Origin of the sequence: Microbacterium album, assembly GCF_014643695.1 — a bacterium.
GTDB lineage: Bacteria > Actinomycetota > Actinomycetes > Actinomycetales > Microbacteriaceae > Microbacterium > Microbacterium album.
The window spans coordinates 67,591-86,625 of the sequence record NZ_BMJY01000003.1; the positions used below are offsets into that span (position 1 = coordinate 67,591).

Annotated in this window: 22 protein-coding genes and 2 tRNA genes; 8 read left to right on the plus strand and 16 right to left on the minus strand. The window is 72.0% G+C overall.

Features of this window, described 5'->3' with window-relative positions:
• Positions 1-19: 19 nt before the first annotated feature.
• The 4 genes from ettA to msrA form a co-directional block, all read right to left on the minus strand.
• The gene (ettA, locus tag IEX37_RS05090) at positions 20-1,702 is read right to left on the minus strand and encodes an energy-dependent translational throttle protein EttA (protein WP_188755178.1); all 1,683 of its coding nucleotides are present in this window, start codon (positions 1,700-1,702) and stop codon (positions 20-22) included.
• A 56-nt stretch (positions 1,703-1,758) separates the two neighbouring features.
• Positions 1,759-2,271 (minus strand): DUF6993 domain-containing protein, encoded by a 513-nt coding sequence (locus tag IEX37_RS05095; protein WP_229663083.1) that lies wholly within the window; start codon positions 2,269-2,271, stop codon positions 1,759-1,761.
• 101 nt (positions 2,272-2,372) lie between these two features.
• The gene (locus IEX37_RS05100; RefSeq protein WP_188755179.1) at positions 2,373-2,852 is read right to left on the minus strand and encodes a single-stranded DNA-binding protein; all 480 of its coding nucleotides are present in this window, start codon (positions 2,850-2,852) and stop codon (positions 2,373-2,375) included.
• A gap of 153 nt (positions 2,853-3,005) precedes the next feature.
• Positions 3,006-3,548 (minus strand): peptide-methionine (S)-S-oxide reductase MsrA, encoded by a 543-nt coding sequence (gene msrA, locus IEX37_RS05105; RefSeq protein WP_188755180.1) that lies wholly within the window; start codon positions 3,546-3,548, stop codon positions 3,006-3,008.
• A 112-nt stretch (positions 3,549-3,660) separates the two neighbouring features.
• Between msrA and IEX37_RS05110 the strand changes: the two genes are divergently transcribed.
• Entirely contained in the window at positions 3,661-3,927 is a 267-nt protein-coding gene (locus IEX37_RS05110; protein WP_188755181.1) for a hypothetical protein, read from the plus strand.
• 7 nt (positions 3,928-3,934) lie between these two features.
• On the opposite strand, the gene yczR is transcribed toward IEX37_RS05110, so the two are convergent.
• Positions 3,935-5,365, minus strand: coding sequence for a MocR-like transcription factor YczR (gene yczR, locus IEX37_RS05115; RefSeq protein WP_373286250.1), 1,431 nt, complete (start codon positions 5,363-5,365; stop codon positions 3,935-3,937).
• 121 nt (positions 5,366-5,486) lie between these two features.
• On the opposite strand from yczR, the gene yczE reads away from it, so the two are divergent.
• A complete protein-coding gene (gene yczE, locus IEX37_RS05120) occupies positions 5,487-6,092 on the plus strand; it encodes a membrane protein YczE (RefSeq protein ID WP_188755182.1) in 606 nt (201 codons plus the stop codon).
• 19 nt (positions 6,093-6,111) lie between these two features.
• Here yczE and IEX37_RS05125 read toward each other — a convergent pair whose 3' ends face one another.
• From IEX37_RS05125 to IEX37_RS05135, 3 genes are all read right to left on the minus strand, one after another.
• Complete coding sequence (locus IEX37_RS05125) at positions 6,112-6,324, minus strand: methyltransferase (protein ID WP_188755183.1); 213 nt, start codon at positions 6,322-6,324, stop codon at positions 6,112-6,114.
• A gap of 144 nt (positions 6,325-6,468) precedes the next feature.
• Positions 6,469-6,954 (minus strand): anthrone oxygenase family protein, encoded by a 486-nt coding sequence (locus IEX37_RS05130; RefSeq protein ID WP_188755184.1) that lies wholly within the window; start codon positions 6,952-6,954, stop codon positions 6,469-6,471.
• Entirely contained in the window at positions 6,951-7,781 is an 831-nt protein-coding gene (locus tag IEX37_RS05135) for a Rossmann-fold NAD(P)-binding domain-containing protein (RefSeq protein WP_188755185.1), read from the minus strand. Before IEX37_RS05135 ends, IEX37_RS05130 begins: the two co-directional genes overlap by 4 nt.
• Positions 7,782-7,863: 82 nt before the next feature.
• Between IEX37_RS05135 and IEX37_RS05140 the strand changes: the two genes are divergently transcribed.
• A complete protein-coding gene (locus IEX37_RS05140) occupies positions 7,864-8,841 on the plus strand; it encodes an AraC family transcriptional regulator (RefSeq protein WP_188755186.1) in 978 nt (325 codons plus the stop codon).
• Here IEX37_RS05140 and IEX37_RS05145 read toward each other — a convergent pair.
• A tRNA-Arg gene (locus IEX37_RS05145) sits at positions 8,832-8,903 on the minus strand. The two genes, IEX37_RS05140 and IEX37_RS05145, sit on opposite strands and share 10 nt — an antisense overlap.
• An 85-nt stretch (positions 8,904-8,988) precedes the next feature.
• On the opposite strand from IEX37_RS05145, the gene orn reads away from it, so the two are divergent.
• The 5 genes from orn to IEX37_RS05170 all read left to right on the plus strand — a co-directional run bounded on the left by orn (position 8,989) and on the right by IEX37_RS05170 (position 10,938).
• Positions 8,989-9,615, plus strand: a complete 627-nt coding sequence (gene orn, locus IEX37_RS05150) for an oligoribonuclease (RefSeq protein WP_188755187.1) — start codon at positions 8,989-8,991, stop codon at positions 9,613-9,615.
• A 39-nt stretch (positions 9,616-9,654) separates the two neighbouring features.
• Positions 9,655-9,730 (plus strand) — tRNA-His (locus IEX37_RS05155).
• A 46-nt stretch (positions 9,731-9,776) separates the two neighbouring features.
• Positions 9,777-10,127, plus strand: a complete 351-nt coding sequence (locus IEX37_RS05160; RefSeq protein ID WP_188755188.1) for a metallopeptidase family protein — start codon at positions 9,777-9,779, stop codon at positions 10,125-10,127.
• Positions 10,127-10,441: an ATP-dependent Clp protease adapter ClpS gene (clpS, locus tag IEX37_RS05165; RefSeq protein WP_188755189.1), complete on the plus strand. Its 315-nt coding sequence runs from the start codon at positions 10,127-10,129 to the stop codon at positions 10,439-10,441. Before IEX37_RS05160 ends, clpS begins: the two co-directional genes overlap by 1 nt.
• Before the next feature lie 14 nt (positions 10,442-10,455).
• On the plus strand, positions 10,456-10,938 hold the full coding sequence (locus tag IEX37_RS05170; RefSeq protein WP_229663084.1) for a DUF2017 family protein: 483 nt from the start codon (positions 10,456-10,458) through the stop codon (positions 10,936-10,938).
• A gap of 22 nt (positions 10,939-10,960) precedes the next feature.
• On the opposite strand, the gene mgtE is transcribed toward IEX37_RS05170, so the two are convergent.
• The 7 genes from mgtE to gatA form a co-directional block, all read right to left on the minus strand.
• A complete protein-coding gene (gene mgtE, locus IEX37_RS05175) occupies positions 10,961-12,313 on the minus strand; it encodes a magnesium transporter (RefSeq protein ID WP_229663085.1) in 1,353 nt (450 codons plus the stop codon).
• Positions 12,314-12,485: 172 nt separating this feature from the next.
• Positions 12,486-13,079 carry a nucleoside/nucleotide kinase family protein gene (locus tag IEX37_RS05180; RefSeq protein ID WP_229663086.1) on the minus strand — a complete coding sequence of 198 codons (594 nt, stop codon included), beginning with the start codon at positions 13,077-13,079 and terminating at the stop codon, positions 12,486-12,488.
• On the minus strand, positions 13,063-13,383 hold the full coding sequence (locus tag IEX37_RS05185) for a hypothetical protein (protein WP_188755190.1): 321 nt from the start codon (positions 13,381-13,383) through the stop codon (positions 13,063-13,065). Before IEX37_RS05185 ends, IEX37_RS05180 begins: the two co-directional genes overlap by 17 nt.
• Before the next feature lie 38 nt (positions 13,384-13,421).
• The gene (gene dinB, locus IEX37_RS05190) at positions 13,422-14,684 is read right to left on the minus strand and encodes a DNA polymerase IV (protein ID WP_188755191.1); all 1,263 of its coding nucleotides are present in this window, start codon (positions 14,682-14,684) and stop codon (positions 13,422-13,424) included.
• Positions 14,685-14,746: 62 nt separating this feature from the next.
• Complete coding sequence (locus IEX37_RS05195) at positions 14,747-16,024, minus strand: glycoside hydrolase family 3 N-terminal domain-containing protein (protein ID WP_229663087.1); 1,278 nt, start codon at positions 16,022-16,024, stop codon at positions 14,747-14,749.
• Positions 15,975-17,492 carry an Asp-tRNA(Asn)/Glu-tRNA(Gln) amidotransferase subunit GatB gene (gene gatB, locus IEX37_RS05200; protein WP_188755192.1) on the minus strand — a complete coding sequence of 506 codons (1,518 nt, stop codon included), beginning with the start codon at positions 17,490-17,492 and terminating at the stop codon, positions 15,975-15,977. The genes IEX37_RS05195 and gatB overlap by 50 nt, the downstream gene beginning before the upstream one ends.
• Positions 17,492-19,024, minus strand: coding sequence for an Asp-tRNA(Asn)/Glu-tRNA(Gln) amidotransferase subunit GatA (gene gatA / locus IEX37_RS05205; protein ID WP_188755193.1), 1,533 nt, complete (start codon positions 19,022-19,024; stop codon positions 17,492-17,494). Before gatA ends, gatB begins: the two co-directional genes overlap by 1 nt.
• Positions 19,025-19,035: the final 11 nt, after the last annotated feature.

Sequence of the window (19,035 nt, forward strand, 5' to 3'; positions counted from 1 at the left end):
CGTGCTCGGTCTGCGCGGCTCAGTCGCGCGTGAGCTTGCGATACGTCGCACGTGTGGGACGCGCGGCATCGGGGCCGAGACGCTCGATCTTGTTCGCCTCGTACGCCTCGAAGTTGCCCTCGAACCAGTACCAGTTGGCCGGGTTCTCCTCGGTGCCCTCGTACGCCAGGATGTGCGTCGCGATGCGGTCGAGGAACCATCGGTCGTGGGTGATGACCACCGCGCAGCCGGGGAACTCGAGCAGCGCGTTCTCGAGGGACTGCAGCGTCTCGACGTCGAGGTCGTTGGTCGGCTCGTCGAGGAGCAGCAGGTTGCCGCCCTCCTTGAGCGTGAGCGCGAGGTTCAGGCGGTTGCGCTCACCGCCCGACAGGACGCCGGCCTTCTTCTGCTGGTCCGGACCCTTGAAGCCGAACTTCGACACGTACGCGCGCGACGGGATCTCGGTCTTGCCGACCGTGATGATGTCGAGACCGTCGGACACGACCTCCCACAGCGTCTTCTCCGGGTCGATGTTCGAGCGGGTCTGGTCGACGTAGCTGATCTTGACGGTCTCGCCGATCTTGAGCTCCCCGCCGTCGAGCGGCTCGAGCCCCACGATGGTCTTGAACAGCGTCGTCTTGCCGACGCCGTTGGGGCCGATGATGCCGACGATGCCGTTGGGCGGCAGGTTGAAGCTCAGGTCCTCGATCAGGGTGCGACCGTCGAAGCCCTTCTTCAGGTTCTTCGCGTCGATGACAATGTTGCCCAGGCGCGGCCCCGGCGGGATCTGGATCTCCTCGAAGTCGAGCTTGCGCGTGCGCTCGGCCTCCGCGGCCATCTCCTCGTAGCGGGCCAGACGCGCCTTCGACTTGGCCTGGCGCCCCTTGGCGTTCGAGCGGACCCACTCCAGCTCCTCCCTGAGGCGCTTCTGGAGCTTGGCGTCCTTCTTTCCCTGCACCTCGAGGCGCTCGGCCTTCTTCTCGAGGTAGGTGGAGTAGTTGCCCTCGTAGGGGTATAGCCGGCCGCGGTCGACCTCGGCGATCCACTGGGCGACGTGGTCGAGGAAGTACCGGTCGTGCGTGATCGCGATCACGGCGCCGGCGTACTTCTGGAGGTGCTGCTCGAGCCACAGCACGCTCTCGGCGTCAAGGTGGTTGGTCGGCTCGTCCAGCAACAGCAGGTCGGGCTTCTCGAGCAGCAGCTTGCACAGCGCGACGCGCCGCTTCTCGCCGCCCGAGAGGTGCGTGATCATCGCGTCGCCCGGCGGCGTGCGAAGGGCGTCCATCGCCTGCTCGAGCTGCGCGTCGAGGTCCCACGCGTCGGCGGCGTCGATGGCCTCCTGCAACGTGCCCATCTCGGCGAGCAGCGCGTCGAAGTCCGCGTCCGGCTCGGCCATGAGCGCCGAGATCTCGTTGAAGCGGTCGACCTTGCCCTTGATGTCGGCGACGCCGTCCTGCACGTTCTCGAGCACGGTCTTCGACTCGTCGAGCTCCGGCTCCTGCAGCAGGATCCCGACCGAGAAGCCGGGCGTCAGGGTCGCGTCGCCGTTGGACGGCTGATCGAGACCCGCCATGATCTTGAGGATCGTCGACTTGCCGGCACCGTTGGGTCCGACCATGCCGATCTTGGCGCCCGGCAGGAACGCCATCGTCACGTCGTCGAGGATCAGCTTGTCGCCCACGGACTTGCGGGCCTTCACCATCTGGTAGATATATTCAGCCATTTGGCTCCCAGTCTAGAGCGCGGCGCGGTTCCGCCGCGGGGCGGGCGGTGAAGAGGTCACCAGTCGATGGGGCGCGTGTTGCCCAGGAGGCAGAGGGTGCCGTTCTCGAGGGCGCCGAGCACGCGCGTCACGGCCTCGCCGATGTCGGGGCCCACCTGACCGACAAGGCACTCTCCCTTCCACAGCACGGAGAACTGCATGGACTCGGCGGGGTTTCCGACCGTCGACGTGTCCTCGGTCACCTGCATGTCGGCCTTGTCGAACCCGGCCTCCACGAGCGCGTCGATGTACGCGCGCCCCTCGGCCCGGTGCTCCGACGCCCACACGCGCTCGGTGACCTCGGTGAAGATCGGAAGGTTGTCGGTCGCTGTGCCGTCGGGCACGAGCGCGACGGGGGGCTCGTGCGTAGGGGCGGGGTCCGGGGCCGACGCGGGCGGCTCGGCGGTCGGCGTGGGCGCCGGCTCGGGGACGCAGCCCGCGAGCACCGTCACGAGCGCGAGCACCCCGAGCAGGAGCGGTGCTCCTCGGCGGCGGACGAGTCGCATCCGGGCGTCGAGTCGCTGGGTCACGCTGCCGAGTCTACGGCGTCGGCCTCACGCGCCCGGCGCCCGAACCGAGCCCGGCGAGCTCAGAACCCGACCCTCAGAACCCGACCCTCAAAACCCGACCCTCAGAACGGGGTGTCGCCGTGATCGTCCGGATCGCCGGGAGCGGACGTCGCGGCGGGCGCCCAGGCGTCATCCCCGGAGGAGGGCCCGGCCGCGTCCTGCGGTGCGGAATCGCCCGGCGCCACGGCGCCGCGCCGCGTGAAGGCGGAGGTGCCGAACCGCAGGTCGTGCCCCAGGGCGTCGGCGTCGATCTCCGCCTCCATGCCCTTCCGGCCGTCGCGCTCCCACGCCCGCAACCGCAGACGGCCGGTCACGACCACGCGCTGGCCCTTCCGCAGCGACGCGTGCGCGTTCTCGGCGAGCGCGCGGAACGCGGACACCGAGTACCAGTTCGTCGCGCCCTCGACCCACTGTCCCGAGTCGCGATCGAAGCGGCGCTGCGAGCTGGCGAGCCGGAAGCGCGTCACGGGCACTCCCGTGTTCGTGGTCTGGTGCAGCGGGTCGGTCGCGATGTTGCCGGTGATCGTGATGATGTCGCTCATGCTCGTCCCTTCGGCGCCGGGGCCCCTCCCCGGCGGGGCCGTCGCCGACGGCCTCGCTCCGAGCGTGGCCCGGACGGACCGCCCGCGGAGCGGCAGGCGCCGTGTGCCGGGACGGATCGCCCGGATGCGCCGCCTGTGGACGAGAGGAGCCCGCTACGCGGCGTACTCGGCGAAGCGCGCGCGGACCTTGTTGACCTTCGGCACGGCGACGGCCAGGCAGTAGCCCTGGGTGGGGTTCTTCGCGAAGAAGTCCTGGTGGTGATCCTCCGCCTCGAAGAACTCGCCGAGCGGCTCGATCCGGGTCACGATCGTGCCCTCGACATCGCCGAGCGGTGCGTCCCACAGTTCGGACGCCCGCTCTCGCGCCCGCTCGAAGAGCTCGCGCTGGGCGTCGTCCGCCGGGAACATGGCCGAGCGGTACTGCGTGCCCACGTCGTGGCCCTGGTGGTCGAGCTGACGCGGATCGTGCATCGTGAAGAACGCATCAAGGATCACGTCCGGCGCGATGAGCTCGGGATCGAACGTCACCTTGACCGCCTCCGCGTGCCCCGTGGCCCCCGTGCACACCTGCTCGTAGGTGGGGTTCGGGGTGTCACCGCCCGTGTAGCCCGAGACGACCTCCTCGACGCCGCGCAACGCGCGGTACGCCGCATCCAGGCACCAGAAGCACCCGCCTGCCAGTACGAACGTCTCCATGTCCCACTCCTTCGTTCTCGTGCCGCGACGGAACTCCACGCTACGCGCCCAGGACGGCGGCGGCGCGGATGTCCGGACCCCCTCGTAACCTCGCGGGCAGAGAGGAGTCGTCATGCACAACACCGCCACCGCCGCCCGCGTTCCCGCCGTTCCCGTCGCCGCCCCCGCGATCCGCGGCCGCGAGACGCTGCTCCGCGCCGGCGCCGCACTCTGGCGCGTCGTCGCCCCGGACGCGCGCGTCCTCGGTCACCTGCGACGCGTCGAGCACCCCCTGGGCGAGCGCTTCCGCGCGGAGCGGCTCCACGTCGCCTCGGGACGCTTCATCGCGGTCGGCGAGTTCTGGACCGCCGACGAGGCGGTGGCCGCCCTGCGCTCGTGAGGCTCCGTCACACCACGGCGTCGAGGGCGGCCGCCTCCGCCGACTCGACCGGTTGGCCGGCGACCTCGCGCCACGCCTCGGCCAGGAGCAGCGCGGCCCGATCGAGCACGGCGGCGGGCGCGGTGAACGGCACCCGCAGATGACGCTCGTGCCCGCCCCCGACCGAGAATCGCGGCCCGGCCGAGAGAAGGAGGCCATGCCGCCGCGCCGCGAGGGTCAGCGCCGAGCTGCGAGGCGCACCCAGGCCGATCCAGAGCGCAACGCCTCCCCCCACGTCGGGCAGGTCCCACTCGGGCACCTCGCGCCGGAGCGTGCGCAGGAGCACGTCATGCCCTTCCCGCAGCAGCGCGGCTCGCTGGCGCAGGATCTCCGGCATCGCGGGCAGCAGGCGCTCCGCCACCGCCTGCTCGAACTCGGGTGTGCCGAGGTCACTGCTCGGACGTGCGACCGTCAGGCGCTGCACGAGATCCCGGCCGGCCCGGATCCATCCGACTCGCAGCCCTCCCCACACCGTCTTGCCGAGGGAGCCGAGCGTCACGGCCTCCTCCGCCCCGGCGCTCGCGGCGAACGGCAGGGGCGAAGGAGCCGCGTCGAACCCCAGCTCCGCGGTGGTCTCGTCGACCACGAGGACCGAACCGATCGACCGGGCCAGTTCGGCGAGGCGCGTACGGGTCTGTGCGGGCATGCACTCGCCCGTCGGGTTGTGGAAATCGGGCATCAGGTAGACGACGCTCGGACGCGCACGCAGGATCGCATGCTCCGCCCGCTCGAGATCCCAGCCCTGGCCCACGACCACCGGAACACCCACCAGGCGCGCCCCCTCGCGGGCGAAGGCCTCGGCGGCGTGGGGATAGGTCGGGGTCTCGAGCACGACGCGGTCTCCGCGCGCGACGACGAGCGTGGCGATGAGCGAGATCGCGCTCTGCGCGCCGTTCGTGACCAGGATCTGCGCGGGTTCGGTGGGCAGCCCGCGCTCGGTGTAGCGGCGCGCGATCGCCTCGCGCAGGGAACGACGCCCCCTGACGTCGTACCCGGGACGCGCGACGAAGGCGGGCGCCTCGGTCGCCGCGTCGGCGTAGACGGCGGCGAGCCCCGGCCATGCCGCGGGGCTCGCCTGCTGCAGATCGATGCCCTCGCCTCCCGTCGCCCGCCCCAGGTCCCGTCTGCCCAGGGGCAACGTCACGCTCCCCGAGCCGCGCACGCTCTCGATGTGCCCCGTGGCGCGCAGGCTGCGATACGCGGCGGCGACCGTGGTGCGACTCACTCCCAGACGGGCCGCCAGCTCTCGTTCGGCGGGCAGCGCGGTGCGCGGCGCGATGCGGTTGTCGAGGCACAGCAAGCGCACCGCGTCGGCGAGCGCCTCGTACGCGGGCTCGCGCGTTCGCCAGGGGCCGAGATGCGCGACGAGCGCGCGGGCGGACAGGCGGGAGTCGATCATCGAGCCACCGTAGCGCGATTGGCTCCTTTACCCAAGGCCAATCTTCCGGTGGACTGTTCCCATGCCGTCCGCTCCCCCCTCCCCTGCCCGCGCCGGAACGACCCCAGAGCCGCCGCGCAGCATGCCCCGTCGAATCGTCCAGCTGCTGATCGGCCTGCCGCTCTACGGCGCCGGCGTCGCACTCACCGTCGAGGCGGGTCTCGGCGTCGACCCGTGGACCGTGCTCGCCGAGGGCCTGGCGCTGCACACGGGGCTCGGCGTCGGATGGGTCACGAACCTGTTGGGAGCGCTCGTGCTCCTCGCGTGGATCCCTCTCCGCGAGCGCCCCGGGGCCGGCACCGTCCTGAACATCCTCGTGGTCGGCACCGCGCTCCAGCTCACGCTCGACCTGCTCCCCTCGGCCGAGAGCGTGCTCGCCCGCATCGCGATGCTCGGCGGCGGCATCGCGCTGGTCGGCCTGGCCTCCGGCCTCTACATCGGCGCCCGCTTCGGGCCCGGCCCCCGTGACGGACTCATGACGGGACTCAACCGGCGCCTGGGCTGGCCCGTCTGGCAAGCACGCGCCGCGGTCGAACTCACGGTGCTCGCCCTGGGCTGGCTGCTCGGCGGCACGGTCGGGTGGGGCACCATCGCGTTCGCCGCGCTGATCGGCCCCGCCGTGCACGTATGCCTGCGGATCCTCGACACGGGCCGGCGCGAACCGGCGGCTCAGGCGACGATCGCCTGAGCCGCCGGTCGCCCAGCGATCAGTGCTCCCGGAACTCCGGTCGCGGCGAGCCCGGCTTGAGGTGCGAGCACAGGGCGCTCTTGGCGATCTCGAGTGTCGGATACTCCCCCAGAGGGGCACCGGCGCCCGCCATCGTCACGGCGTACGCACCACCCTCCACCTGACGCAGCACGCCGACGGCTCCCGTGGGGCCGTAGGCGACGATCACGCGTCGCGTCTGCGTTGTCGACATGGCAGCCTCCTTCCGCTTCCGCTTTGCGACAGGAGGCTACGCCACGAGCGGGCCGTTGAACACCCCGCCATCGGACTTCGGACAGCGGGTACGCGCGCCGGTCCGGGGAGGGGTCGCGCCCGGGCCAGCACGGGTCAGGCCGGGTCAGGCCACCAACGCCGCGACGAAAAGCGCCGCGGCGGCGATCGCGAGTCCTGCTCTCACGTGATTGCCCAGCGTCCACGGCCGGGCGTAGCGAGCCCACGCCTCGACGTGGTCGTCACCCACCGGGGTGCGGGCGAGCCGATCGTTGGCCGGCACATGGAACACCATGGTGATCGCGAGCGAGGCCAGGTAGGCGATCGCTCCTGCGACAGCGAGCTGCCCGGACGATTCCTCGAGGCGGCTCAGGCCACCGGCCGCGACGAGGCACGCCGTGACAGCCGTGCCGAACATGGCGAGCATGAACGAAGGCGTCGGCGCCCTGTCGTTGATCGACCGCATCGCCTCGACTGCACGGTCGGGAGGGAGCCGCCCGAGCGCATCCATCACGAAGGCCGAGAACGCGAACAGGACGCCTCCGACCACGGCAGATCCGAGCGCGGCCACCATCGTCAGGGGTACGGTCGCCGACGCCGGGAACGGATTCAACGAGCCTCCCAGACACCGGTGGGGGCTGTGCGCGAGGCATAGTCCGCGAATCGTCCCGCCGGTCGCCCGAGGATCGCGCGGACGCCGTCGGCGAGCGAAGCGTTGCGTCCATCCGTGATGGTGCTGAACAGATCGGCGAACGCCCGGGCCTCCTCGAGGCCGAGGCCACCGGCGACGGCCCGCTGCACGTAGTCGTCGGCCGTGACCGCAAGGTAGTCGATCCTTCGACCCGTGACATCGCTCAGGATGGCGGCCGCATCTGCGAAGGTCAGCAGTTCCGGTCCGGTGAGCTCGTGGACCGCCCCACCGTGCCGCGCGGGGTCCGTCAGGCATGCGACGGCGACATCGGCGATGTCCTCCGCATCGATGAACGGCTCGGCCACCCGGCCCGCCGGCAGGGCGATGACGCCCTCACGGACGGGATCGGCGAGGAACGACTCGGAGAAGTTCTGCTGGAACCAGGCGCATCGCAGAACCGTGATCGGACCGACCTCCTGCGCCAGGAGCTGCTCGGCGGCGGCCGCGCCCTCCTCGCCCCTGCCGGAAATCAGGACGAACGAACGCACTCCGGCGGCCGCGGCCCGGCGCCCGAACCGGGCGACGATATCGGCGGCTCCGGGGAAGCCGAGGTCGGGAACGAACGACACCAGGGCCGCCGTGCCCCCGTCGAGGAAAGCCGGCCAGGTCCCCTCGTCATACCAGTCGAAGCGCACGTCAGAACCGCGCGAGCCCACCCGGTGATCGATACCCGCGGCAGCGAGACGGTCCGCGACGCGCGAGCCGATCTTGCCGGTACCCGCGGTGATAAGAATGGTCTCTGTTCTCATGTCCTCCACGGTGCACGCGAATCCCGATACGCTCCATAGCTGAGAGTCTCGATTCCATCATCGAGCGTCTATGATCGGCCCCATGGACGTGATCAGCGGACTGTTCGGAACCGCGGCGTCGCCGTTCCTGCTGCGCAGCCAGATGCGCGCGCCGTTCGCGATCGACATCGCCGACCACGCCGCCCTGACGTTCGTCGCCCCGGCGCGCGGGGAGATCGACATCATGGTCGGCGGGGGGACGCACCGCCTCGGCCCCAGCGGCCTTGCGCTCGTGCGTGGCACCGCCGCCTGGCGCCTGGGCGACACTCGTGCCTCCGCGCCCCTCGCCGTCATCGAGCCCGGGCAGGTGTGCCGAAGCGCCGACGGCACCGAACTCGTCGCGGCGTGGGATCGCGGGGTGCGCACGTGGGGGAACGCCTCGGACCGGGATGCATCACACGTGCTGCTGTCGGGCACGTATGAACACCTGCCGGCGACAGCCGAGATGCTCTTGGAACAACTCCCGGAGGTGCTCGTCGTCGACGGGCCGGACGCCGCGTCATCGCTGCGATCGGCGATCGGCCTGCTCAACGACGAGCTGCTCGAGGACCACGCCGCTCAGCACGTCGTCCTCTCGAGGCTTGCCGATCTCACGCTGGCCCTGACCCTCCGGCACTGGGTCGACGGCGCGGTGACGCTTCCTCCCTCCCTGGTGCGCGGCTACGCCGACGACCTGATCGGGGCGGCGATCCGTGCACTGCTCGGCGATCCGGCGGAGCCGTGGACGATCGAGCGATTGGCACGTGTCGCCGGCATGTCGCGGGCCGCGTTCGCGCGACGCTTCGCCGACATCACCGGGACCACGCCGATCGCGCTCTTGACCCGGTGGCGCCTCGCGCTCGCCGCGGAGCGGCTGCGGATGACAGACGACCCGATCGTCGAGATCGCGACCGACGTCGGGTACGGCAGCGCGTTCGCGCTCAGCACCGCGTTCAAGCGCCGCTACGGCCTGAGTCCGCGTCGCTACCGAGCGGGGCACGACGAGGGCGCCCGGGCCGACCTTCCGCGAAGTGCCCCCTGAAGGATTCGAACCTTCGACCGACGAATTAGAAGTTCGTTGCTCTTCCGCTGAGCTAAGGAGGCCTCACCTCTACGCTAGCGCCCCGCGGTGCCCCGCACGGATGGGGGGCGTCCTGCCGCGCCCTTCCCCGTCGATAGGCTGGATCGCATGGTAGGCGCCTCCGAGAACGACCGGCTCGTCTGGATCGACTGCGAGATGACGGGCCTCGACCTCGCGGTCGACGAGCTGGTCGAGATCGCGATCGTCGTGACCGACTTCGACCTGCGGATCCTGGATCCCGGCTTCCAGGTGGTCATCCGCCCGTCTCAGGCGGCGCTCGACCACATGGGCGAGTTCGTCACGGAGATGCACCGCAAGTCGGGACTGCTGGACGAGATCCCGGCCGGCGTCCCGCTCGAGGAGGCCGAGCGCCTCTCCCTGGAGTACATCGCGCGCTTCGCCCCCCAGGAGCGCAAGGCGCCCCTCGCGGGCAACACCATCGGCACCGACCGCATGTTCCTCGCCAAGTACATGCCGCGCGTCGACGCGCACCTCCACTACCGCAACGTGGACGTCTCGAGCGTCAAGGAGCTCTCGCGCCGCTGGTTCCCTCGCGCGTACATCCACGCGCCCACGAAGGACGGCGGTCACCGCGCGCTCGCCGACATCCTCGAGTCGATCCGCGAGCTCGAGTACTACCGGCGGGCGGTGTTCGTGCCCGAGCCGGGGCCGACCAGCGACGCGGCACGCGCGATCGCCTCGTCCGTGATGTCGTCGTTCGCCTCCGAGATGTGAGAGAATGATGAAGTTGTCCCCGCGATGCCGGGGGCCACGGTGGCTATAGCTCAGTTGGTAGAGCGCCTGGTTGTGGTCCAGGAGGTCGCCGGTTCAAGCCCGGTTAGCCACCCCATGTTCTCGCGCCTCCCCGGAGTGTCTCCCCCGCGACGGATGATCCCATGATCGAGATGGATGCCGAAGCGTTCGAGGCGCTCGTGGTCGACGAGCTCGACCGGCTGCCCGACGACATGGTCGAGGGTCTGGACAACGTCGTGTTCGTCGTCGAGGATCGGCCCGAGGACGGCACGCTCGACCTGCTCGGACTCTACGACGGGCTCGCGATCACCGAGCGGGACCGCTACGGCATGGGCGAGCTGCCCGACCGCATCATCGTGTACCGCGAGCCGCACCTGGCGAACTGCGAGACGGAGGACGAGCTGCGAGACGAGATCCACACGACCCTCGTGCACGAGATCGCGCACTTCTACGGCATCGACGACGAGCGGCTCCACGAGCTGGGGTGGGCGTGATGCCGCGGACCGTCGTGCGCGTCGGGGCCGCGCTGCCGGCGCTGGACGAGGAGACGCGCCGGGCCGAACGCCCGGCGGCCGACGTCCCCTGGCAGACCGTCGTCTGGAACGATCCCGTCAACCTGATGAGCTACGTCGTGCGCGTCTTCCGCGAGTACTTCGGCTACAGCGCCGAGCGCGCCACCGAGCTCATGCTCGCGGTGCACCACGAGGGCCACGCGGTGGTGTCGGAGGGCCCGCGCGAGCAGATGGAGCTCCACGCGCAGGCGATGCACGACTACGGGCTGTGGGCCACCGTGCGCAGGGCCGAGTGAGCGAGGAGAGCCGCGTGACCGAGCAGATCGTCCTGCTGACACTGACCCGCATCGAGGTGACCCACCTGGCGGACCTCGTGCGTCAGTTCGCCGACATCGTCGACAGCACCCCGTCCGCGCCCGACCCGGCGGTCGAGCGCCTCACACCCGACGCGTACCCCGAGGACCCCGAGACGTCGCGCGAGTTCCGCGCGGTTACGCGCTCGGACCTCCTGCGCCGCCGTGCCCACGACGCGCGGGTCGTCCTGGACGATCTCGCGCGCGTCGAGCGCACGGAGGACCAGTTGGCCCCCGTCGACGTCTCGCTCGAGGGCGAGAGCATCGAGTCGTGGCTGCGCACCCTCACGTCCCTGCGGCTCGTGATCGCGACGCGCCTCGGCATCACGGACGAGGATCACCCGCACGACCCGGAAGACCCCCGCTACGGCGTCTACGACTGGCTCGGCTACCGCCTCGAAGGCCTCATTCAGGCCGCCGACGCGCACGACGACGCCTGATTCCGGGGAGCCGAGACCCGGGTCACAGGCCGAGCACGGCCTGAGCGATGAGGAAGTAGATCATCAGACCCGTCGCGTCCACGAGCGTGGTCACCAGCGGCGCGGACACCATGGCCGGGTCGATCCCCAGCTTGCGCGCCAGGAGCGGCATCGTGCCGCCGATCGTCGCCGCCCACGTGCAGATCAGCACCAGGCTGAGCCCGACCACGACCGCGATGCGCAGATCCACGAACAGGAGCGAGACGAGCACGCCGAGCGCCGCGAGGAGCGCGCCGAGGATGAACCCGACCCGGGTCTCGCGCCACACCACGCGCCACACGTCCGACACGCGCACCTCCCCGAGCGCGAGCGCGCGCACGCACGCCGTCGCGGCCTGCGCGCCCGCGTTGCCGCCCGCGCCCACGAGCATCGGGATGAACAGGGCCAACTGCGCGACCTGCGCGAGCGTGTGCTCGAACACCTGCGTGACCGTCACGGTCAGCGTCGCCGCGACGAGCAGCAGGCTCAGCCACAGCGCGCGATAGCGCGACAGCCGCCATACCCCGACGGCCATGTAGTGGCCCTCCCAGCGCTGCGATCCCGCCTGCCGCGCCACGTCGTCGCTGTCGGCCTCCTCGAGCACCTCGACCGCGTCGTCGAAGCTGAACAGCCCGAGCAGGCGCCGCTCGCTGTCGACGACGAAGAGGTTCACCTCGTTCGTGTCCCGCATCAGCCGCGCCGCCTGCTCCGCCGAGTCGGTCGCCTGGACCACGGGCGGGTCGGCGTCCATGACGTCCGCGACGAGCGCGTCGGGACCGCCCAGCACCAGGTCGTCGAGCCCCACCGTGCCGCGCAGGTGACGCGACCCGTCCACCACGGCGAGCGTGTACACGCTCTCCGCGGTCTCCCCCTGCCGGCGGACGACGTCCAGGGCCTGGGACAGCGTGAGGTGCTCTCGCAGCGCGATGACTTCGGGCGTCATGAAGCGCCCGACCGAGCCGTCGGGATAGCCGAGCAGCTGCGTCGTGCGGATGCGCTCCGTGGGGCTGAGATCGGCGAGCACCCGCCGGACCACCTTGGCCGGCGCCTCGTGCAGCATGCGCACGCGGTCGTCCGGGTCCAGCTGCTCGACGAGGGAGCGGAACTCCGCGGCCCGCAGCCCCTCGAGGATCCGCTGCTGCTGCGGGGCGTCGAGCTCCTCGAAGACCTCGAGCTCCTGCTCCTTGTCCAGCAGGCGGAATGCCGCGGCAGCCTCGACCGCGGGCATGCGCGCGATCTCGTCCGCCACGACGTGGCGCGGATGGCGCAGCATCCAGTCGGCGGCCTCGTCGTAGCGACGCTGCTCGATCAGCTGACGCAGGTCGGCGGACGGCTCAGGGCGGGGGGCAGCGCTCACGGTCACTCCTCGGGATCGCAGAGACGACGGATCGTGGCCGTCACCCGCCCCGAGGACGCTCAGACCGAGCTGCCTCCGACCGGGTGCGGCATGCGACTATCGGCGGGACTCATCGCGCTCACCTCCCGGTTCCGCTGCGCGCTCCGCGCAGCCTCGGCGAGTGTATCAGCGGTCACGGCAGCTCGAAGGCCAGCTGAGCGAGGCCGCGGGGGTCGTTGCGGGCGATGTGCCGGGCCTCCTGCCCGGCCCACACGTCCCAGTGCGGCTCGTACGCCTCGCCGTCCCGGGCGAGCGCCCGCCCACGGCGCGACGGTTCCGGCGCGTCGACCCAGACGGTGACGTCCGCGAGCGCCGACGACGCCGGCGTGAGCGCGCCCGCTCCTTCGACCACGAGCGGACGGGCCGGATCGACGTCGTGCGCCTCGGCGAACCGCGCCTCGATCCAGTCGAAGCGTCGCCACCGCCCGGGCCGGCCCGAGCGGTGGGGCTCCAGCACCCACTCGCGCACCAGGCGCGTCCCCTCGGCGAGCCCACGCCATCCCGGGTAGAGCGAGTCGAGCGCCACCAGCTGGGGGCGCTCCCCCGGGCGCGGCCACTCCGCGACCAGGCGGGCCGCCATGGTGGACTTCCCGCTGCCGCTGCGCCCGTCGAGCAGGACGATCGCCGGGCCGGGCGGCAGCGCGGCGACGGCGGCGATGACCGCGGTGCAGGCCGCCTCGTGCGCGAGGACGAACGGGGAGTCGGAGGTGCTACTTCTTGAGGACACGGATGATGCGGCTCAGCGCACGCCCCGCGACCCACACGAACGGGATCCCGACCGCGAGGAGCGACACCACATTCGGCTCGAAGGTGAGCGTGTCGCCGCGGCGGACGTACGCGCCCACCGGCACGGAGAATCCGCCGCCGCCCCCGCCGCCGTTGCCAGCGTCGTCGGAGCCGCCGCCGAAGCCGGTCCACGTCGCGGCCACGGGCACGATGCGCACGCCGTCCACGTCCTGCTGCTCGCCGTAGGCGCTCTTCACGCCGACGCCTGCCGAGATCTTGCCGAGCTCCAGTGCGATGTTGGGCATGTCCCCACGCTACCGTTCATCGGCGCGCGGGACGAGAGTCAGTCCGAATCCGCGGGAGGACGCGGATGAGCAGGGCCTCGCGCGTCCCGCTCACCCTCGCGCAGGAACGTCGCCCGGGTGACGGCGCCGCGGCCGAACCGGGCCAGCGCGCCGTCGAGCGCGTTCTCGACCCGCCGCCAGTCCTCGTCGTCGTCCCACAGACGCGCCCCGCCGGACCCGGCGGGCACGAGCCGCTCGGCCCGGACGCCGATCAGGCGGATCGGCAGACGCAGATCGACGGCGCCGAGCAGTTCCCGCGCCGCCTCGCCGATGCGCTGTCCCACGGCCGTCGGATCCGGCAGCGTGGCCGACCGCGTGATCGTCGAGAAGTCCGAGAAGCGCACCTTGATCGCGACCCCGGCGGCCTCGAGCCCCGCTCGCCGCAGCCGGGCTCCGACACGGTCCGACAGCCGCAGCAGCTCCGCGCGCAGCAGCTCGACGTCGGAGACGTCGGTCTCGAACGTCTCCTCATGCCCGATGCTCTTCTCCACGCGCGTCGTCTCGACCTCCCGCGGGTCGATACCGCGAGCCAGCTGCGCGATGCGGGCGGCGCCGGCAGGACCGATCGCGCGCTCCAGCACGTGCGGGGGCGTGCGCCGGATGTCCTCGATCGTACGGATGGCGCGCGATTCGAGCGCCTCGGCCGCTTTCGGGCCTACACCCCACATCGCCCGCACGGGCCGGGGATCGAGAAAGCCCTGTGTGTCGCGCGCCGGCACGATGAGCAGCCCGTCGGGCTTCGCGATCGTCGAGGCCATCTTCGCCACGTGCTTCGTGGCGGCGACGCCGACGCTCGCCGTGAGGCCGGTCTCCGCGAAGACGCGACGGCGGATGAGCCGCGCGACCTCACCCGGCGTGCCCCAGAGCCGGCGCGCGCCGCGCACGTCCAGGAAGGCCTCGTCGATCGACAGCGGCTCCACGAGCGGCGTGATGCTGCGGAAGATCTCCATCACCTGCGCCGACACCGCGCGGTATCGGTCGAAGTGGGGCGGCACGACGATCGCCTGCGGGCACAGCCGCAGGGCCTGCCCCACCGGCATGGCGGAGCGCACCCCGAAGCGACGCGCCTCGTACGACGCGCTCGACACGACCGAGCGCGCGTCCACGGCGCCGATGATGAGCGGCTTCCCACGCAGGGACGGGTCGTGCAGCACCTCGACCGCGGCGTAGAACGCGTCCATGTCGACATGCAGGATGCCGGTCCCGGCATCGTCGGCGCCCTCCGGCGAGACCATGCGCCCCGATCCGTCCGCACGCCCCATGACTCCATTCTGCCGCCCGGCTCGGACACGACGCCCGCCCGGGCGCGGTGTGCTGTCACGACTCAGTCGAGCAGCCCGGAGGCGAGGACGCGGAGGGTCGCCACGCGCGTCGCCGCCTCCCGGAGCCGGGCGGGCGCGAGCTCGCCCCGCTCGACGGCCGCCACAATGCCGGCCGCCATGCGCGGGGCTGTGCCCGCGTCCGAGCCGGCCACCGCCATGACCATGTCCGCGCCCGCGGCCAGTGCGTCGACCGCGTTGCGGACCGGATCGGCGTAGCGGTCCTCCCCCGAGGACAGGAGCATGCCCAGGTCGTCGGTGATCGCGACCCCCTCGAAGCCGAGATCCTCACGCAGGATGCGGTACCACTCTGCGGAGAGGGAGGCGGGCTCGTCGTCCACCGCGGTGAAGCGCAGATGCCCCGTCATCACGAGTTCCGCGCCCGCGTCGATCCCGGCGACGAACGGCAGCGCGTGCGTGCGCCGCCACTCCGCCAGCGGCATCGAGGTCTCGGGGATGCCCACGTGCGAGTCGCCGGGCGCGGCGCCGTGACCCGGGAAGTGCTTCAGGGTCGAGAACGCGGAGGGACGCTCGCCCGCGACGGCGGCCGCGACGCGACGCGCGGCGCCCGCCGGATCCGTGCCGAGCGCCCGACGCCGGATGAACCCGGAGACGTCGGTGCCGAGGTCGGCGACGATCCCGAAGTTCGCCGCGATCCCCGCGCCCTCCAGGAGGCGTCCCCGCGCCTCGAAGGCGGCGCGCGCATCCGACGGTGGCCGCTGCTGGAGGTCTCGCGCCGCGGGAAGCTCGTCCCACGGCAGCCGCCGGACGTCGCCGCCCTCCTGGTCCACGCCGAGCAGCAGCGGGAGCGTCGCCGCCGGCTCGCCCGCGAGCCGGTCGGTGAGCGCGCGCAGAGCCGCCTCGTCGGCGGGCACGTTGGAGGACATCAGGATGAACCCGCCGACACCGCTCTCCTCGGCGTAGGCGCGCAGGCGTCCCGCGTCGGTCCCGCCGACGTGCCCCATCACGACCGACGCCGCCAGCGCCGACGGGGACAGCTGGTCGACGAGGAGCCCGGCGATCGCCGCGGCCAGCTCCTCGCGGGTCGCCGTCTCGCCCCCATCCGCCGAGGCGGGGTGCGCGGCTGCGGGGGTCGCATGCGACGCCGCCGTAGCGGGCGCGCCGTCCAGCGGGGCGAGCCCGGCCACGACGAGCGCCAGGGTCGCCGCGAGACCCTGGCGCAGCGAGGCTCGCCCCGCCGCGCCGGAGCGGGCGGGAGCGTCCCGGCCGACGTCAGGCCTGGCTCGCGCGCTCCAGGATGAGCTCGCGCACGCGGGCGGCATCCGCCTGGCCCTTCATCGCCTTCATCACGGCACCGATGATCGCGCCGGCCGCCTGCACCTTGCCGTCGCGGATCTTCTGCAGCACGTCCGGCTGCGCGGCGAGCGCCTCGTCGATCGCCGCGATGAGCGCGCCGTCGTCGGAGACCACGGCCAGCCCGCGCGCGTCGACGACCTCCTGCGGCGTGCCCTCGCCGGCGATGACGCCCTCGAGCACCTGTCGCGCGAGCTTGTCGGTGAGGGTGCCCTCGTCGACGAGCCCCTGGAGCGCCGCGACGTGCTCGGGCGCGACGAGCGCGCCCGGCTCACGTCCCTCGGCGTTCGCGATGCGCGTGATCTCGCCCGTCCACCACTTGCGGGCCGACTGCGGGGCGGCGCCCGCCGCCACGGTCGCCTCGACCTCGTTCAGCAGCCCGCCGTTGACGACGTCCTGGAACTCCAGATCCGTGAAGCCCCAGTCCGCCTTCAGCCGGCGGCGGCGCGCCGCCGGCGGCTCGGGAAGGGCCGCGCGCAGCTCCTCGATCAGCTCCGCGCTGGGCGCCACCGGCAGCAGGTCGGGCTCCGGGAAGTACCGGTAGTCGTCCGCGTCGGACTTCGGCCGGCCCGGCGACGTGGTGCCGGTGTCCTCGTGCCAGTGACGCGTCTCCTGCGTGATGGTGCCGCCCCCGGCCAGGATCGCCGCCTGCCGCTGGATCTCGTACCGGACGGCCCGTTCGACCGAGCGCATCGAGTTGACGTTCTTCGTCTCGGTCCGCGTGCCGAGTCGCTCTTCGCCGCGCGGACGCAGCGAGACGTTGGCGTCGCAGCGGATGTTGCCGCGCTCCATGCGCGCCTCGGAGATGCCCAGCGCGATCGCGATGTCGCGGATGGTCGCCAGGTACGCCTTGGCGAGCTCCGGGGCCCGGTGCTCGGCGCCGAAGATCGGCTTGGTCACGATCTCCACGAGCGGCACGCCCGCGCGGTTGTAGTCGACGAGCGAGTACTCGGCGCCCTGGATCCGCCCGGTGGCGCCGCCGACGTGCGTGAGCTTGCCGGCGTCCTCCTCCATGTGAGCGCGCTCGATCGGCACCGTCACGATCGTGCCGTCGGTGAGCTCGACGTCCACCTGCCCCTCGAACGCGATCGGCTCGTCATACTGGCTGATCTGGTAGTTCTTGCCGAGGTCCGGGTAGAAGTAGTTCTTGCGCGCGAAGCGGCTCGACGGCGCGATCGAGCAGCCGAGCGCCAGGCCCAGGCTGATCGAGGAGCGGATGGCCTCGGCGTTGACGGTCGGCATCGCGCCGGGAAGGCCCAGGTCGACGGGCGCGACGAGCGTGTTGGGCTCGGCGTCGTGGTTGTCGGCGTGGGCCGGGTTCGCCGCCGGCGAGAACATCTTCGTCTTGGTGTTCAGCTCGACGTGCACCTCGAGGCCGATGACCGGCTCGAACATCTCGAGGGCTTTGTCGAAGTCCATCAGCTGTGCCGCGGCCATCAGCGCGCCGCTCCCTTCGCGTCAGAGGCGTGCAGTTCGGGAGCGCGGTCGATCAGCAGGCCGCCCCACTCGTCGACGAGCAGCGCCTCCAGCGCCGCGCCGACGCGGTACAGTCGGGCGTCCTCCCGGGCGGGCGCGAGGAACTGGATGCCCACGGGCAGCCCGTCCTCCGCCGCGAGCCCCGACGGCACCGAGATGCCGGGGACGCCCGCGAGGTTCGCCGGGATCGTCGTGAGGTCGTTGAGGTACATCGACAGCGGGTCGTCGATCTTCTCGCCGATGCGGAACGCCGTGGTGGGCGCCGAGGGCGTCGCGATCACGTCGACCGACGCGAAGGCCTCCGCGAAGTCGCGCTGGATGAGCGTGCGCACCTTCTGCGCGCTGCCGTAGTACGCGTCGTAGTAGCCGGCGGACAGCGCGTAGGTGCCGAGGATGATGCGCCGCTTGACCTCGGGGCCGAAGCCCGCGTCGCGCGTGACCGACATGACGTCCTCGACCGTGCCTCCCGGCACGTCGACGCGCATCCCGAACCGCACCGAGTCGAACTTCGCCAGGTTGCTCGACGCCTCGGCGGGGAGGATCAGGTAGTACGCGGCGACCGCGTACTCGAAGTGGGGCGCGCTGGTCTCGACGATCTGGGCGCCCTGCGCCTCCATGCGCGCGAGCGCCTCGCGGAAGGACGCCGCGACGCCGGTCTGGAACCCGCTGTCGGGCAGTTCCTTGACCACGCCGATGCGCAGCCCCTTCAGCACGTCGCCGCGCGCGCCCTCGCGGGCCGCCTCCGCGAACGAGGGCCAGGCGTCGGGGATCGAGGTGGCGTCGTTCGGGTCGTGTCCGCCGATGACGTCGTGCAGCAGGCCGGCATCCAGGACCGTGCGCGTGACCGGCCCCACCTGGTCCAAGCTCGACGCCAGCGCGATCGAGCCGTAGCGGCTCACGCCGCCGTAGGTCGGCTTGACCCCCACGGTGCCGGTGACGTGCGCGGGCTGTCGGATGGATCCGCCCGTGTCCGACCCCAGCGCGAGGGGCGCCTCGAACGCGGCGACAGCAGCGGCCGAGCCACCGCCCGAACCGCCGGGAACCCGGTCGAGGTCCCACGGATTGCGCGTGGGGCCGTATGCCGAGTGCTCGGTGGACGAGCCCATCGCGAACTCGTCCATGTTGGTCTTGCCGAGCGGGACGAGGCCGGCGGCGCGCGACCGTGCGACGACGGTCGCATCGAAGGGCGAGACGTACCCCTCGAGGATCTTCGATCCGGACGTGGACGGCATGTCGGTCGTGACCAGCACGTCCTTGATCGCGAGCGGCACACCCGCGAGCGGGCCGAGCTCCTCGCGCGCGGCGCGGCGCCGGTCGATGTCGGCCGCGACGTCGACCGCGCGGTCGGAGACGTGCAGGAACGCGTGGACGTCGCCGTCGACGGCGCCGATGCGGTCGAGGTGGGCGCGCGTCGCCTCGACGCTCGAGACGTCGCGGGCGGCGAGCTTCTCGGCGAGCTGGGCGGCGCTGAGCCGGATGATGTCGTCGGTCACGGTTCGCTCCC